This is a genomic window from Rhizobium mulingense, assembly GCF_029194105.1.
In the GTDB taxonomy this organism is placed as follows: Bacteria; Pseudomonadota; Alphaproteobacteria; order Rhizobiales; family Rhizobiaceae; genus Rhizobium; species Rhizobium mulingense.
Genome location: NZ_JARFVE010000005.1, coordinates 258,471 through 271,840, shown reverse-complemented (window position 1 = coordinate 271,840; position 13,370 = coordinate 258,471). Strand labels below are relative to the sequence as shown.

Below are 13,370 nucleotides of genomic sequence, written 5' to 3'. Positions count from 1 at the left end.
AAAGCCCGAACCTGGAAAGGGTTCGGGGCCAAATGCGATACTGGGTAGGCCGCGACGGGCCGTGAAGCGACGCCCGTCTGCCGGGCGCCGCAAACCTTATGATCAGGAAGCGTGGTAGGCGGCTTCACCGTGGGTCGAAAGGTCGAGGCCTTCGCGCTCGGCCTCGACCGTGACGCGCAGTCCGACGACGACGTCGACGATCTTGTAGAGGATCGCCGAGCCGATGCCCGACCACAGCAGCGTCGTCAGCACGCCCTTGGCCTGGGCGAGTACCTGGGTCGCCGTGCCGGCATAGGAGGCTGCGAAATCGGCCGTCGAATAATCGACGATGCCTGCACCGCCCAGCGCCGGGTTGACGAGGATGCCGGTGCCGAGAGCGCCGATGATGCCGCCGATGCAATGCACGCCGAAGACGTCGAGGCTGTCGTCGTAGTTGAACTTGTTCTTCACGACGTCGACGAAGAAGTAGCAGACCGGCGAGACGATCAGGCCGAGAACGATCGAGCCCATCGGGCCGGCAAAACCTGCCGCCGGCGTGATGGCAACGAGGCCGGCGACGGCACCGGAAGCACCGCCGAGCATCGAGGCCTTGCCGCGGGCGAGGCTTTCGACGATGCACCAGGACACAGCGGCGGCAGCCGTCGCGACGAAGGTGTTGATCATGGCGAGCGAGGCATAGGCGTTGGCTTCGAGGTTGGAGCCGGCGTTGAAGCCGAACCAGCCGACCCAGAGCAGCGAGGCGCCGACCATGGTCAGCGTCATCGAATGCGGAGCCATGATTTCCTTCTTATAGCCGGTGCGCTTGCCGAGCATGATGGCGCCAACGAGGCCGGCGATACCGGCATTGATGTGGACGACCGTGCCGCCGGCAAAGTCGATTGCGCCGTAGGAGAAGATCAGGCCGGCCGGCGAGGTGTAGGAGCTCGGACCGCCCCAGAACCAGACCATGTGCGCCATCGGGAAGTAGATGAAGGTGACCCAGAGCACGACGAAGAGCATGACGGCCGAGAACTTGATGCGCTCGGCGAATGCGCCGACGATCAGGCCTGGCGTGATGCAGGCGAAGGTCATCTGGAAGACGATGAAGGTATATTCCGGAATGGCGACGCCCTTGGAGAAGGTCTCGGCGAGCGACGAGGTGTTGACGCCGGCAAGGAAGGCCTTGGAGAAGCCGCCGACGAAGCTGTTCAGCGAGCCGCCGTCGGTGAAGGCGAGCGAATAGCCGTAGGTCACCCAGAGCAGCGCCACGACGGCGGTGATCATGAAGACCTGCATCAGCACGGAGAGCATGTTCTTGGCGCGGACGAGACCGCCGTAGAAAAGCGCGAGGCCCGGGATGGTCATCAGCAGGACGAGCGCCGAGGAGACGAGCATCCAGGTATTGTCACCCTTGTCCATGGTGAAGGCAGGAGCAGCGGCAGCAGCAGCCGGCGCAGTCTCCTGCGCAAAAGCGACCGCCGGCGCAAGAAGCGCGGCCGTTGCTGCGCAGACCCGCGCATAGGTGGAGGAAAACTTCGAAATTGACATTGGAAAAAGCTCCTTGATCTGCCGTTCTTACAGCGCTTCTGAATCGGTTTCGCCCGTACGGATGCGCACGGCATGGTCGATCGAATAGACGAAGATCTTGCCGTCACCGATCTGGCCGGTCTTGGCCGACGCCGCGATGGCTTCGACCGCCCTCTCGACAAGTTCCGATGCAACGGCGATTTCGATCTTGAGCTTCGGCAGGAAGCTGACCGCATATTCGGTGCCGCGATAGATTTCGGTATGCCCCTTCTGGCGACCGTAGCCCTTCACTTCGGTCACGGTCAGGCCCTGAATGCCGATCGCCGTAAGCGCTTCGCGGACCTCATCGAGCTTGAACGGCTTGATAATAGCCATCACAATTTTCATCTGGTTTCCCATCCTTCGTTATCCTCGGCGCGGAGCCGACTCTCCTTGCCGCTGACGTTCCTGAACAGCGACCAGCGATATACATTCAAAGGACGTGCCAGATTCGCGCCGAGATATAAGTTATTGAAAAATAAAGATTAAAATAGATGATGCCAATAAACAGGCAGATGACTGACCAATAAGCGCGCAAATTATGCCCAAATTTAGAAATATGCCCATTATTTATTCATTTGCCTTTTTACGAATCAAACCCTCCTGGGCGACCGAGGCGATGAGCAGTCCCGACCGGGTAAACAGGCTCCCGCGTGTCAGCCCCCTGGCGCCGGAAGCCGACGGGCTATCCTGCGTATAGAGCAGCCAGTCGTCGAGCTTGCAGGGCCGATGGAACCACATGGAGTGATCGAGGCTCGCCACCTGCAGGCTCTGATCGAAGATCGAGGTACCATGCGCATAAAGCGACGTGTCGAGCAGCGTCATGTCGGAGAGATAGGCAAGGACTGCCGCCTGATAGCGCCGGTCGTCGGGAACCGCCCCGGTCGCCCGCACCCAGACGTCCTGCCTGGGATCGAGCTTCCTGTCGGAAAAATAATGGGTCAGCGAGACAGGGCGGATCTCGATCGGCCGCTCGCGCTGCCAGTATGCCCGGATCGCCTCCGACGCATGCGCGAGATATTGTTCCTTGATCTGCTGCTCGCCGAGCAGCGCCTCCGGCATCTGCACCTCGGGCATGGCGATCTGGTGGTCGAAGCCCGGCTCTTCCAGCTGGAAAGAGGCCGACAGCGCGAAGATCGCCCTGCCGTGCTGGATCGCGACGACACGCCTGGTATTGAAGCTCGATCCGTTGCGGATGCGCTCCACCTGATAGATGATCGGCACTGCGGGATCGCCGGGCCGCATGAAATAGGCATGCAGCGAATGGACGAAACGCTCAGCCTCGATTGTGCGCTGCGCCGCCATCAGCGCCTGGCCGATCACCTGCCCGCCGAAGACCCGCTGCCAGCCGGCCTGAGGACTGCGGCCGCGGAAGATGTCGACCTCGATCGGCTCCAGGTCGAGCGTCGCAAGCAGCCTCTCCATCGCCGAAGGCCCTGATGTTTCGCGCGTCATTTTGTATGTCTCCCGGCGGTAGGAAGTGAAGTGGCGATGATCTATATAGATCACATCTGAGGCACAAGGGACGGGAGCGGCGTGATGCTTGATATGCTGGTTGTGGGCGGGGGCTATGTCGGCCTTTCCGCTGCCGTTGCGGTCAAGCAGGCAGCGCCGCATCTGAAAGTCTCGGTGGTCGAGGCCGCACCCGAGCATGCGTGGAAGAACGACACGCGCGCCTCCGCCGTCATCGCCGCCGCGGTGAAGATGCTCGAAATCTTCGGCATCTGGGACGAGATCGAGCCGGAAGCTCAGCCGATCACCAAGATGATCGTCACCGATTCGAGAACCTCCGACCCGGTGCGTCCAGTTTTCCTCACTTTCGATGGCGAAGTGGCCGAAGGCCGGCCTTTCGCCCACATGATTCCGAACGTCGCCATGGTCGCGGCCCTGCGCGGCGCCTGCGAACGGCTCGGCATCGACATCCGCCACGGACTCGGCGCGACGGAGCTCAAAACTGAGGACAGCCATGCCACCGTCATGCTTTCGGACGGCAGCATACTGGAATCGCGGCTGGTGGTGGCCTGCGACGGTCTGCGCTCGAAGCTGCGTGATCTCGCCGGCATCAGGACCGTCACCTGGGACTACGGCCAGTCCGGCATTGTCGCGACGGTCGAGCACGAGCGGCCGCATGACGGCTGCGCCGAGGAGCATTTCCTCCCGGCCGGCCCCTTCGCCATCCTGCCGCTCAAGAATAACCGTTCTTCCCTGGTCTGGACCGAGCGCACGCATGATGCCGACCGGCTGGTCGCCGCCGACGAGCTGGTCTTCGAAGAAGAGCTGGAACGCCGTTTCGGCCACAAGCTCGGGGCGCTGAAGGTGATCGGCGACAAGCGCGCCTTTCCACTCGGCCTGACGCTTGCCCGTGCCTTCGTCGCCCCGCGTTTCGCGCTTGCCGGCGACGCCGCCCACGGCATCCATCCGATTTCAGGACAAGGCTTGAACCTCGGCTTCAAGGATGTGGCGGCGCTGGCAGAAACGGTCGTGGAAGCCGATCGTCTCGGCCTCGATATCGGTTCGATCAACATTCTCGAGCGCTACCAGACCTGGCGGCGCTTCGACACCTTCCGCATGGGCGTGACGACTGACGTGCTCAACCGGCTCTTCTCCAACGACGCAATGCCGATCCGCGTCGCCCGCGATGTCGGTCTCGGCATTGTCGACCGGCTGCCGCGCCTCAAATCCTTCTTCATCGGCCAGGCGGCCGGAACGACGGCGAAGGACAACCCCCGCCTGCTGACCGGCCAGACGATCTAAAGCGCGTCGCGTCAAATATGATTCATGCGACGCGCTTTAGCCCCTCGTTTTGATGCATGTCGTTATCCCGGAACCGTTGCACGCTTCCGGGCGACATGCATTAGAGACAATGATGAAAAGCGCTACTCGTCGAGGCGCCGCGCCTCGGACACCAGCATGATCGGGATGCCGTCGCGGATCGGATAGGCAAGGCGCGCCTTTTCCGAAACGAGCTCATTGTGCTCGCGGTCATAGGAAAGCCGGCCCTTGGAAAGCGGGCAGACCAGGAGCTCCAACAGTTTCGGATCGACGCGGCTCAGTTTTTCGTCCATGGCCGAAGTTTACTGCAGAACCGTGTCGGAGTCACCGAAGACCCTCGCCAGCACGATTTCGGTAATGGCGATCAGCGTCTCGGCCCGCGTCTTCAGGTCGGGCGCCTCCAGCAGAGCCTGTTTTTCCGCCGGCCCGAAGGGCGACATCATGGCGAGCGAATTGACCAGCGTCAGATTGCTCGCCCGCTCGACGCTTTCCCAGTCGGCTTCCAGCTTGTTGGCATCGAGGTAGGCTTTGAAAGCAGTGAGCAGGGCTGTGCGATCGACCGCCTCCTCCTCGTTCTCCGCCGAGAGGTCGGCGATGAAGGGCGCGATCCGGAAGGTGCGGAAGGGATCGCTGGTCACCTTCTCCCCCAGGAGCCGGAAGCGGCAGACGCCGGTCAGCGACACAATATAGCGCCCGTCGCCGGTCTCGGCGAAGGAGGTGATTCGCCCGAGGCAACCGACGGTGGCAAGACTGGGCTCGTGCCCCTTTTCCTCATGTTCGCCGAGCGCCGGCTGCACCATGCCGATCAGCCGGTTTCCGGCAAGCGCTGCATCCAGCATCGCCAGATAGCGCGGCTCGAAGATGTTGAGAGGAAGCTGTCCGGCCGGCAGGAGGAGGGCCCCGGGCAGCGGGAAGACGGCGATGGCATCGGGCAGATCGCCCGGCTTCAGGTATCTGGCATTACCGACTTGCATGAAACCGTCCCGCATTCTTGTAAACGGGCATGCCCGTTCTGACGAGAATGTGGTGCCCCCGCCCGAAAACGCAAGGGCCGATATTCTAATCTTAGGAGAACAGCATCGCCGAAAGCTTGCGGCGGGCGGCAACCGTCGCCGGATCCTTGAAACCCCAGACCTCGAAGAACTGCAGCAGCTGGCGGCGCGCGCCGTCATCGTCGAAGCCGCGGTCCTTGCGCATGATCTGAAGGAGATGTTCGGCCGCCTCGTCGCGCCGGCCTTCGACATTGAGGATCTTGGCGAGCTTCAGCCGCGTTTCGTGATCGTCGGGATTGGCAGCAAGGTCACGCTCGAGCGCTACGGGATCGCCGAGCTTGCGCGCCTCCTCGATCTGGTCGAGCTTCTTCAAGACCGCCTGGATGCCGGCATCTCTAGCGAGTTCCTCCGGCAGATTGGACAGTGTTTCGCGCGCCCGCTGGTGCTGGTTTGCGGCGATCATGCATTCGGCCATTCCGGCAAGCGCCTTGGCATTCTCGGGATCGGCCTGCATGACGGCGCCGTAAAGCTGCGCGGCCTCGTTGAGGTTGCCGGCGGCAAGCAGTTCCGCCGCCTCCGCCAGAACGGCTTCGATTTCGGCGGCCTCATCGGCGCCGGCCGGTCCGGCGATCCGGTCGATGAACTGGGTGATCTGGCTTTCCGGCACCGCGCCCATGAAACCGTCGGCCGGGCGACCGTTGACGAAGGCGATGACGGCGGGGATAGATTGGATGCCGAGCTGGCCGGCAATCGAGGGATGGTCGTCAATGTTCATCTTGACCAGCCGAACGCGGCCCTTGGCCTCGTTGACAACCTTCTCCAGGACCGGTGTCAGCTGCTTGCACGGCCCGCACCAGGGCGCCCAGAAATCGACCAGCACCGGCTGTTTGCGCGATTCCTCGATGACGTCCTTACCGAAATTCGCCGTCGTCGTGTCGGTGACATAGCTGCCGGCCGCCGCCGGTGCAGGCTGAGCGCCGAAGCTTGTCGTTGCCGACATCTGATTTCCGAAGGAACCGTTATAGGGGTTGTTGCTGCCGCTCATAGGTATCTCCCGCCGCGCCGATGCCGGCATCATTGTAGCGCTAAAATCGTATGTCAGGACGTCACTTTCAAGACAAGCGGCTTATGTCCGGTCGCCTCCATGAAACGGACAAGGTCGCCGCTTGCAATCGATGTGGTCGCATCGTTGGCGAGCGGATGGCAGTTGACGACCTCTTCAGCCATCAGATCGGCGTCGAGCACGAAAGTGACATTTCCTGCCGTATCGTTGATCGCGCCGAAGGCGGTGACCGCGCCGGGAATGACGCCGAGATACTCCATGAGCTTCTCGGCCCTGCCGAAGGAGACCCGGCCGGAGCCGCCGATGATGGTGTGCACCTGCTTGAGGTCGACCTCGGCATTCTCCTCCACGGTCAGGAGAAAATACCTGTCCTTCTTGTCCTTGATGAAGAGATTCTTGGTGTGGCCGCCGGGGATCTCGTCGCGCAGCGCAACCGATTCGGCCACGGTGAAAACAGGCGCGTGATCGACCGTCTTATGGGCAATGCCGAGCCCGTCGAGGAAGGCAAACAGATCGTCTTTCGTCTTGGGCATGTTTTCGGGCATCAGGCAATCCGTTGGTGGCGATGAAAAACGAGGCGTCCTGATTAAGTCCGTCCACATCATTTGGCAATCTTCGTCACCGACGCCCTCCCCCACATTTGCGGCCTTTCCGCCGGCCTCATGCGACCGCACGAATTTTTCTTCCTCTCTCCGTCATTTCCCTGTTGCATTTGAAAATCCGTTAGGCCATATAGCGCCCGTCGCCACGAGGCGGCGCCCACGGTCCAACGACTACCCCGGACCGATGCGGATTGAGCGGGTGTAGCTCAGGGGTAGAGCACAACCTTGCCAAGGTTGGGGTCGAGGGTTCGAATCCCTTCGCCCGCTCCAGTTTTCCCAGGTTCATTCCGAATGACATGATAGCAGGCTGTCCATGAGACATGGACAACGTCGTTCCGAATGGGTCTTATGCCAAACGCTCGTCGCTGCCTGCTCTCGGCACAGGTGGCGTCAGTCACCTCATGGCGATGTCCTTTCCGTTCGTAAATCGCCATATCCGGCCTTACGTATCACGCTCCAGAAGCCATGCTTCGTTCCATGTTGGCGCTTGAGCTCGGCGATATAGGCATCGTGAGGCAGGGCGCTGCCGAAATCGTCGATATGAGGCGCGAGCGAGGCGCATTCCGCCAGGTGGCGCGCGGCATGCCTGTAACGGCTGGACCGGCCGTAATCGAGAGCGAAGCCGATCATCGACCGCAGCAGCATCGTTGCCGCGAGCGGGTGCTTCTCCTGCAGCATTTCGGCGGCCGGCGTCATCAGTTCATAAAGGTCGCCGTCCAGTTCCGCCTGGCGCCTGGAGACGAGTTTGGCTGCGTCGGTAGGTGCGGGCCAGGCGAGGAAAAAGGCCAGGCTCGATGAACATCGGGAAAGCCGTGTGCGAAGGCGAATGCTTTCTCCTCGGCCTCGATGTCGTCGAAATCGGCGAGCTTTCGCAGCAAAGCGCGAAGGTGCCCCCCCGTTCAGCGACTGCTCGAAGCATTGCCATCGATACGCCTGCGCTTCCTCCCCCCGTCCGAGCGTTTCGGCGCGGGCTTCCTGCCATTCAAAAGGCATTTCGAACCGGTGATCGACGCCGTCCAAAATCCTCAATGCTTCCTCGGCGCGTCCGGCCAACAGCAAGCGGTCGGAAATCGCGATCGCGACCATCGGCGCCCTTAAGGTCTCTTCCGGCTGCTGGGCGATGAAGGCATCGACATCATCCTGGGCATCGGCAATTTCCTGCAAAGCTATGCGCGCCGTCAGTCGCCGATCTTTGGCATAGATCTCGTCCTGGTAGATCGGACCGCTGCCGCCCAGCCGAGAATTTCCCGGTCGGCATCGGCGGGCTTCTCCTCCGCTTCGTTCGACCATTGCACCAGGAGGCCTTTCAAACGTTCCAGGCCTTCCTTGCCCAGCGCCGGAACCATCTCGGCGATCAGCGGGTCATATTGGCCGTAGTCATTATCCTGCAACGCAGTGAAGACCTTGTCGGCAAGGACATCGATACCGATCCCCGCGGAGCTGGCGATGACGCCGGCATCGCCGCATGCCTGATGAAACATCTCGATGAAGGCTGTGTCGCTGCTGTTGGATCGGTGGAATATCGAATCGGCAACGGCAAGGAATTGCCAGATGAGATCGAACGCTTCCTTCGGATCGTCGGCGGCCACGATGGTGACGATCGCGGATCGTTGCGCTTCGAGGTCCGCGTTGACGGTTTTTACCTTATGCCATTCAATGACGCTCTGCGCTCGTGCAATGCTGCCGAGGCGCTTGCGGATCTCACGCGCGACCTCGGTGCTGCCCTGACTACCGGCCAGCTCCATGCGAAGCCGCCGTTTATGGGCGGCGCTGCCGGTACTGATTTCGATCAGCAGTTCGGCGAGACGTTGTGCACCGAGAGCTTCCAAGTTCTTGGCGTTGAGAGTCGTCTTTGCTGCCATGGGTCACCGCTGTTGTTTCGCGCCGACCCTAACCCGGTATTCAAATCAGTCCACGGTGCCGAGGCGAGGCGCAAGTATATCGTATCGGGAATTCGTATGACTTTATCGGCGGTTAGTCTCGCCGAATAATGGCCGTTAGCCAAAAAATAACGCTGCCTCGTAACGACTCCTAAAGCCCGCTTTGGCACCTTGTTGCCTATCGATATTTGCTTCCAAATTTTCGGCTGGGGTTGGTTATGAGTCACACTAAGGACGCTTGGGTCAGCCAGCGCGCTTATTCGCTGTGGGAATCGGAAGGCCGGCCGGATGGGCGCGGGGAAAGCCATTGGGCGCAGGCGCTCAAGGAATTCGAGCAGCTGGAGCTGACGAAGGCTTCGCCGGACGGAAACGATCTCATCGAGAAGCTGAAGGCAGCCGGGCGGCTGATGCGAGTTGTGCCCGCTGCCGAGAACGGCCTGCAGCTGAAAGCGGCGCGTTAGGCGATTGCCAATTCCCGTGCGCCGAAATAGTCAGCGGCAATCCAGGCGCATGACCGGCCTCGTCGGCAGTCGTCTTGCGACTTCGACGAAACCGGCATCCAGAAATATCGAAAGCGTTCCGGGGTAAAGGTCGCTTGCCCCGACGCGCGGATCTGGTCGACGGGATAGGTCTCGAGACATTCAGCCCCGTTTGCCCGGGCAAATTCGACGGCCTGTTTCAAAAGCAAACGAGACAGGCCCTGCCGCCGGAACGGTTTGCGGACGATGAAGCAATTGATCGACCAGACCGGCCTGTCATCAACCGGAGCGAAGGGTTTTGACCGGCGCAGCCGGTCGAACACCGCGCGCGGCGCCACACCGCACCATCCGGCCGGCTCGTCGTCGTGATAGCCGAGAATGCCCGGCGGACGCGGCTGGGTGACAAGATCCCGAAACCAGCTGCGATTTCCCTCACCCCTTCCCGCCTTGTAATCGGCATTTGGAAGATACCAGTAGGCGCAGCGGCAATTCCGCCCGCCCACACAATCGTCGAAGATCGATTCGATATCGGTCGGGAGATCGGCGGTGGCAAGGACGAAAGAGAAGCGATCCGGCATGCCGGCAAGTTATGGCGCAAGCGGGCGACCGGCAAGCGGCCGTCCTTGTGGCCTCTTCCAAATCTACCGGCGGGCGGCCCATCCGAGGCCGCGCCGCAGGATCAGCGGCATGTAGGGATGGTCGAATTCGGCCGCGACATGGCCGAGAGCAGAATAGAAGATGCGGCCGGCGCCGAAATGGCGCTTGAAGACAACAGGCATCACGACATTGCGGGCCGCCGGATCGTATGCGCCGGTGAAGGTCGTGGTCGCCAGGATTTCGACGGTGGGATCGTAATGCAGGTAATACTGCTCCGAATGGTAGTCGAAATCGGGAATGCCCTCCATGATCGGATCGTCCTGGCGGCTGACCAGGACGCGGAAGTCGATAATGTTGCCGGGATGGGCGACCCAGGTGACGCCGGAGACATAGCGGAAAGGCGCGCTTTCCTTGAAGGAGGTGGCAAGCGCGCCGTGATGGCCGGCAAGCCCGAGTCCGCCGCGCACTGCTTCGACCAGGGCCGCGGCATGCGGCTTTTCCAGCGTTTCGCCGGTGATGATCGGCACCAGCAGATCGGCTTTCGCGAGCGTCGGAGATCCGAATATGCCGAGATCGCCGGTCACCTCGACCGCAAAGCCGTCCTCGCGCAAGAGATCGGCGACGATATGGGCGCATTGCTCCGGCTCATGACCCTGCCAGCCGCCCCAAACGACCAATGCCTTCCTCATTCACGCGCTCCCTGGCTGATTGTGCGGACCGTTGCATCACGTGGTGTGAAAGCCCTTAAAATGGGCCGTTATGCAAATCACGCGAATATTTCACGAATTGCCGATCCGGCACAAATCGTTACGGGGCGCCTGGCGGTTCGGAGTTGGACCGGCGTCCATTCACGTCCGCCGCATTTCCTTCTTTTTATTGCCGCGCATCTCGTCTAGGTTTCTCCCGTCTCTCAGGAACAACAAGGGTGGTGTATGGCAGGTGAAACGGTTCTTGTGGTCGGCGGCGCCGGTTATATCGGCTCGCATACGTGCCTTGACCTGGCGAACAAGGGCTACAAGCCTGTCGTCTTCGATAATTTTTCCAACGGCCATCGCGAGTTCGTCAAATGGGGGCCGGCCGAGGAAGGCGATATTCGCGATCGCGCCCGGCTGGACGAGGTGCTCGCCACGCACAAGCCGGCGGCAATCCTGCATTTCGCGGCGCTGATCGAGGTCGGCGAATCGGTCAAGGATCCGGTTTCCTTCTATGAGAATAATGTGATCGGCACCTTGACGCTGCTTTCGGCGGCACAGGCTGCCGGCATCAACGCCTTTGTCTTCTCCTCCACCTGCGCCACCTACGGCCTGCCGCAGAGCGTGCCGCTCGACGAGACGCACCGACAGGTGCCGATCAACCCCTATGGGCGGACGAAATATATCGTCGAACAGGCGCTTGCCGATTACGACCAGTATAAGAGCCTGCGCTCGGTGGTGTTGCGTTATTTCAACGCCGCCGGCGCCGATTTCGAAGGCCGGATCGGCGAATGGCACCAGCCTGAGACGCACGCGATCCCGCTGGCGATCGATGCCGCGCTCGGACGCCGCCAGGGCTTCAAGGTGTTCGGCAGCGATTACGAGACGCGCGACGGCACCTGCGTGCGCGATTATATCCACGTGCTGGATCTTGCCGATGCGCATGTGCGCGCCGTCGAATATCTCCTGAAGGGCGGAGAGTCCGTCGCGCTCAACCTCGGCACCGGTACCGGCACGACCGTCAAGGAATTGCTCGGCGCGATCGAGGACGTGTCGAACCGGCCGTTCCCGGTCGAATATATCGGCCGCCGCGAGGGCGATTCGCATACGCTGGTCGCCAATAACGACAAGGCGCGCGACGTGCTCGGCTGGGTGCCGCAATATGATCTCTCCGCGATCATCCGCTCCGCCTGGAACTGGCATGCAAGATCCAACCAGCATTGAAAAGGGCGCTAGGCCGAACATTTTGCTGCTAACGGCGGACCAATGGCGCGGCGATTGCCTGTCGGCCGCCGGTCATGCGTGTGTGAAAACGCCAAATATCGATGCGCTGGCGCGCGAAGGCACGCTGTTCCGGCGGCATTATGCCGGGGCTGCCCCCTGCTCGCCGGCGCGAGCGACGCTCTATACCGGCCTTTACCAGATGAACCATCGTGTCTGTCGCAATGGTTCGCCGCTGGATGCCCGCTTCGACAATCTGGCGCTGGCCGCCCGGCGGGCGGGATACGATTCGACGCTGTTCGGCTATACCGACACGGCGCCCGATCCGCGCGGTATGGATGCGGCCGACCCGCATTTGACGACCTATGAAGGCGTGTTGCCCGGTTTTACCGCACGCCAGCTTCTGCCCGAGCATGAAAAACAATGGCTTTCCTGGCTGAGGTCGCGTGGCCACACGCATGCAGTCAGCCGCAACATCCATATTCCCGTCGGTGCGCAAGCCGGCGAAATTTCCAATGCGGCGCCGGCCTATTCCCGCGACGAGACCCAGACCGCTTTCCTGGCTGGCGAATTCATCCGCTGGATGAGCGAGCAGGACGGGCCGTGGTTTGCGCATGTCTCTTTTTTGCGTCCGCATCCGCCGTTTTCCGTGCCGGAGCCATTCAACCGCATGTTCGGGCCGGGTGACGGACCGGCTTTTGCGCGCGCGACAAACGCTCAAGCGGAAGAGGCGAGTCATCCTTATCTCGCCTATGCCATGCCGCGCACCGGCAAGGGCAATTTCATTCACGGCGCCACCGGGCCGCTCAGCGGCTGGAATGGCGGAGATTTCGCTGCGATCCGGGCGATCTATTACGGCATGATAGCTGAGGTCGACGCGCAACTCGGCCGCATCTGGCAGGCGCTGAAGAGTGCGGGGGCCTGGGAGAAAACGCTTATCGTCTTCACTTCTGATCACGCCGAGATGGCGGGCGATCACTGGACGCTCGGCAAGGGCGGTTTCTTCGACGGCAGCTATCATGTTCCGCTTGTCATCCGCGATCCCGCAAGCAGTGCCGCAGGCGGGTGCGTCGACGATTTCACCAGCGCCGCGGATATTTTTCCGACATTGTGCGAAAAGCTAGGCATCGAGGCAAAAAACGGGCTCGACGGCCGGTCGCTCATGCCGTTCGTCAATGGCGGGAGCGAGCCGGGATGGCGGGATGCGGCGTTCTGGGAATTTGATTTCCGTGATATCGCCGCTGGCGAGGCGGAACGGCATTTCCGGTCGCGGTCCAACCAATGCAATCTCGCGGTGATCCGCGATGCGCGGTTCAAATATGTGCATTTTGCCGCACTGCCGCCGCTGCTCTTCAATCTTCGCGACGATCCGATGGAGCTCAACAATGTCGCGGAGGATCCGGCCTATGCGGCCATCCGGCTTGAATATGCCGAAAAACTGCTGTCGCTGAGGGCGCAGCATCTGGATCAGACGCTTGCCTATACGGAGTTGACGGAAAAAGGGCCGGTGACGCGCCGGCCCTGATC

At 61.5% G+C, this 13,370-nt stretch carries 14 protein-coding genes, 1 tRNA gene and 1 pseudogene; 5 read left to right on the top strand and 11 right to left on the bottom strand.

Features of this window, described 5'->3' with window-relative positions:
* Window positions 1-102: 102 nt before the first annotated feature.
* The 3 genes from PYR71_RS13905 to tesB all read right to left on the bottom strand — a co-directional run bounded on the left by PYR71_RS13905 (window position 103) and on the right by tesB (window position 3,000).
* Window positions 103-1,527, bottom strand: coding sequence for an ammonium transporter (locus PYR71_RS13905; RefSeq protein WP_183917455.1), 1,425 nt, complete (start codon window positions 1,525-1,527; stop codon window positions 103-105).
* A 27-nt stretch (window positions 1,528-1,554) separates the two neighbouring features.
* Window positions 1,555-1,905, bottom strand: a complete 351-nt coding sequence (locus tag PYR71_RS13900; protein ID WP_275619775.1) for a P-II family nitrogen regulator — start codon at window positions 1,903-1,905, stop codon at window positions 1,555-1,557.
* Window positions 1,906-2,115: 210 nt separating this feature from the next.
* Window positions 2,116-3,000, bottom strand: coding sequence for an acyl-CoA thioesterase II (tesB, locus tag PYR71_RS13895; protein WP_275619774.1), 885 nt, complete (start codon window positions 2,998-3,000; stop codon window positions 2,116-2,118).
* An 84-nt stretch (window positions 3,001-3,084) separates the two neighbouring features.
* Here tesB and PYR71_RS13890 point away from each other — a divergent pair, with 84 nt between their 5' ends.
* The gene (locus PYR71_RS13890) at window positions 3,085-4,299 is read left to right on the top strand and encodes a ubiquinone biosynthesis hydroxylase (RefSeq protein ID WP_275619773.1); all 1,215 of its coding nucleotides are present in this window, start codon (window positions 3,085-3,087) and stop codon (window positions 4,297-4,299) included.
* 122 nt (window positions 4,300-4,421) lie between these two features.
* On the opposite strand, the gene PYR71_RS13885 is transcribed toward PYR71_RS13890, so the two are convergent.
* From PYR71_RS13885 to PYR71_RS13870, 4 genes are all read right to left on the bottom strand, one after another.
* Window positions 4,422-4,610, bottom strand: a complete 189-nt coding sequence (locus tag PYR71_RS13885) for a Trm112 family protein (RefSeq protein ID WP_010034724.1) — start codon at window positions 4,608-4,610, stop codon at window positions 4,422-4,424.
* 9 nt (window positions 4,611-4,619) lie between these two features.
* On the bottom strand, window positions 4,620-5,306 hold the full coding sequence (locus PYR71_RS13880; RefSeq protein ID WP_183917462.1) for an LON peptidase substrate-binding domain-containing protein: 687 nt from the start codon (window positions 5,304-5,306) through the stop codon (window positions 4,620-4,622).
* Window positions 5,307-5,382: 76 nt separating this feature from the next.
* Window positions 5,383-6,354 (bottom strand): thioredoxin, encoded by a 972-nt coding sequence (gene trxA / locus PYR71_RS13875; protein WP_275619772.1) that lies wholly within the window; start codon window positions 6,352-6,354, stop codon window positions 5,383-5,385.
* Window positions 6,355-6,407: 53 nt separating this feature from the next.
* Window positions 6,408-6,917, bottom strand: a complete 510-nt coding sequence (locus tag PYR71_RS13870) for a prolyl-tRNA synthetase associated domain-containing protein (RefSeq protein WP_183917467.1) — start codon at window positions 6,915-6,917, stop codon at window positions 6,408-6,410.
* Between the two features lie 252 nt (window positions 6,918-7,169).
* On the opposite strand from PYR71_RS13870, the gene PYR71_RS13865 reads away from it, so the two are divergent.
* A tRNA-Gly gene (locus tag PYR71_RS13865) sits at window positions 7,170-7,244 on the top strand.
* Window positions 7,245-7,373: 129 nt separating this feature from the next.
* On the opposite strand, the gene PYR71_RS31010 is transcribed toward PYR71_RS13865, so the two are convergent.
* Both PYR71_RS31010 and PYR71_RS31005 read right to left on the bottom strand, forming a co-directional pair.
* Complete coding sequence (locus tag PYR71_RS31010) at window positions 7,374-8,264, bottom strand: DUF6880 family protein (RefSeq protein ID WP_430523411.1); 891 nt, start codon at window positions 8,262-8,264, stop codon at window positions 7,374-7,376.
* Window positions 8,153-8,836 carry a DUF6880 family protein gene (locus PYR71_RS31005; RefSeq protein WP_430523410.1) on the bottom strand — a complete coding sequence of 228 codons (684 nt, stop codon included), beginning with the start codon at window positions 8,834-8,836 and terminating at the stop codon, window positions 8,153-8,155. The genes PYR71_RS31010 and PYR71_RS31005 overlap by 112 nt, the downstream gene beginning before the upstream one ends.
* Window positions 8,837-9,072: 236 nt before the next feature.
* Between PYR71_RS31005 and PYR71_RS13855 the strand changes: the two genes are divergently transcribed.
* Window positions 9,073-9,315 (top strand): DUF2934 domain-containing protein, encoded by a 243-nt coding sequence (locus tag PYR71_RS13855; protein ID WP_275619771.1) that lies wholly within the window; start codon window positions 9,073-9,075, stop codon window positions 9,313-9,315.
* A 30-nt stretch (window positions 9,316-9,345) separates the two neighbouring features.
* On the opposite strand, the pseudogene PYR71_RS13850 reads toward PYR71_RS13855, so the two are convergent.
* A pseudogene (locus tag PYR71_RS13850) lies at window positions 9,346-9,911 on the bottom strand (GNAT family N-acetyltransferase).
* Between the two features lie 63 nt (window positions 9,912-9,974).
* Window positions 9,975-10,619, bottom strand: coding sequence for a ThuA domain-containing protein (locus tag PYR71_RS13845; RefSeq protein ID WP_275619770.1), 645 nt, complete (start codon window positions 10,617-10,619; stop codon window positions 9,975-9,977).
* Between the two features lie 243 nt (window positions 10,620-10,862).
* Here PYR71_RS13845 and galE point away from each other — a divergent pair, with 243 nt between their 5' ends.
* Window positions 10,863-11,846 (top strand): UDP-glucose 4-epimerase GalE, encoded by a 984-nt coding sequence (galE, locus tag PYR71_RS13840; protein WP_275619769.1) that lies wholly within the window; start codon window positions 10,863-10,865, stop codon window positions 11,844-11,846.
* The gene (locus PYR71_RS13835; protein ID WP_275619768.1) at window positions 11,824-13,368 is read left to right on the top strand and encodes an alkaline phosphatase family protein; all 1,545 of its coding nucleotides are present in this window, start codon (window positions 11,824-11,826) and stop codon (window positions 13,366-13,368) included. The genes galE and PYR71_RS13835 overlap by 23 nt, the downstream gene beginning before the upstream one ends.
* Window positions 13,369-13,370 lie beyond the last annotated feature (2 nt).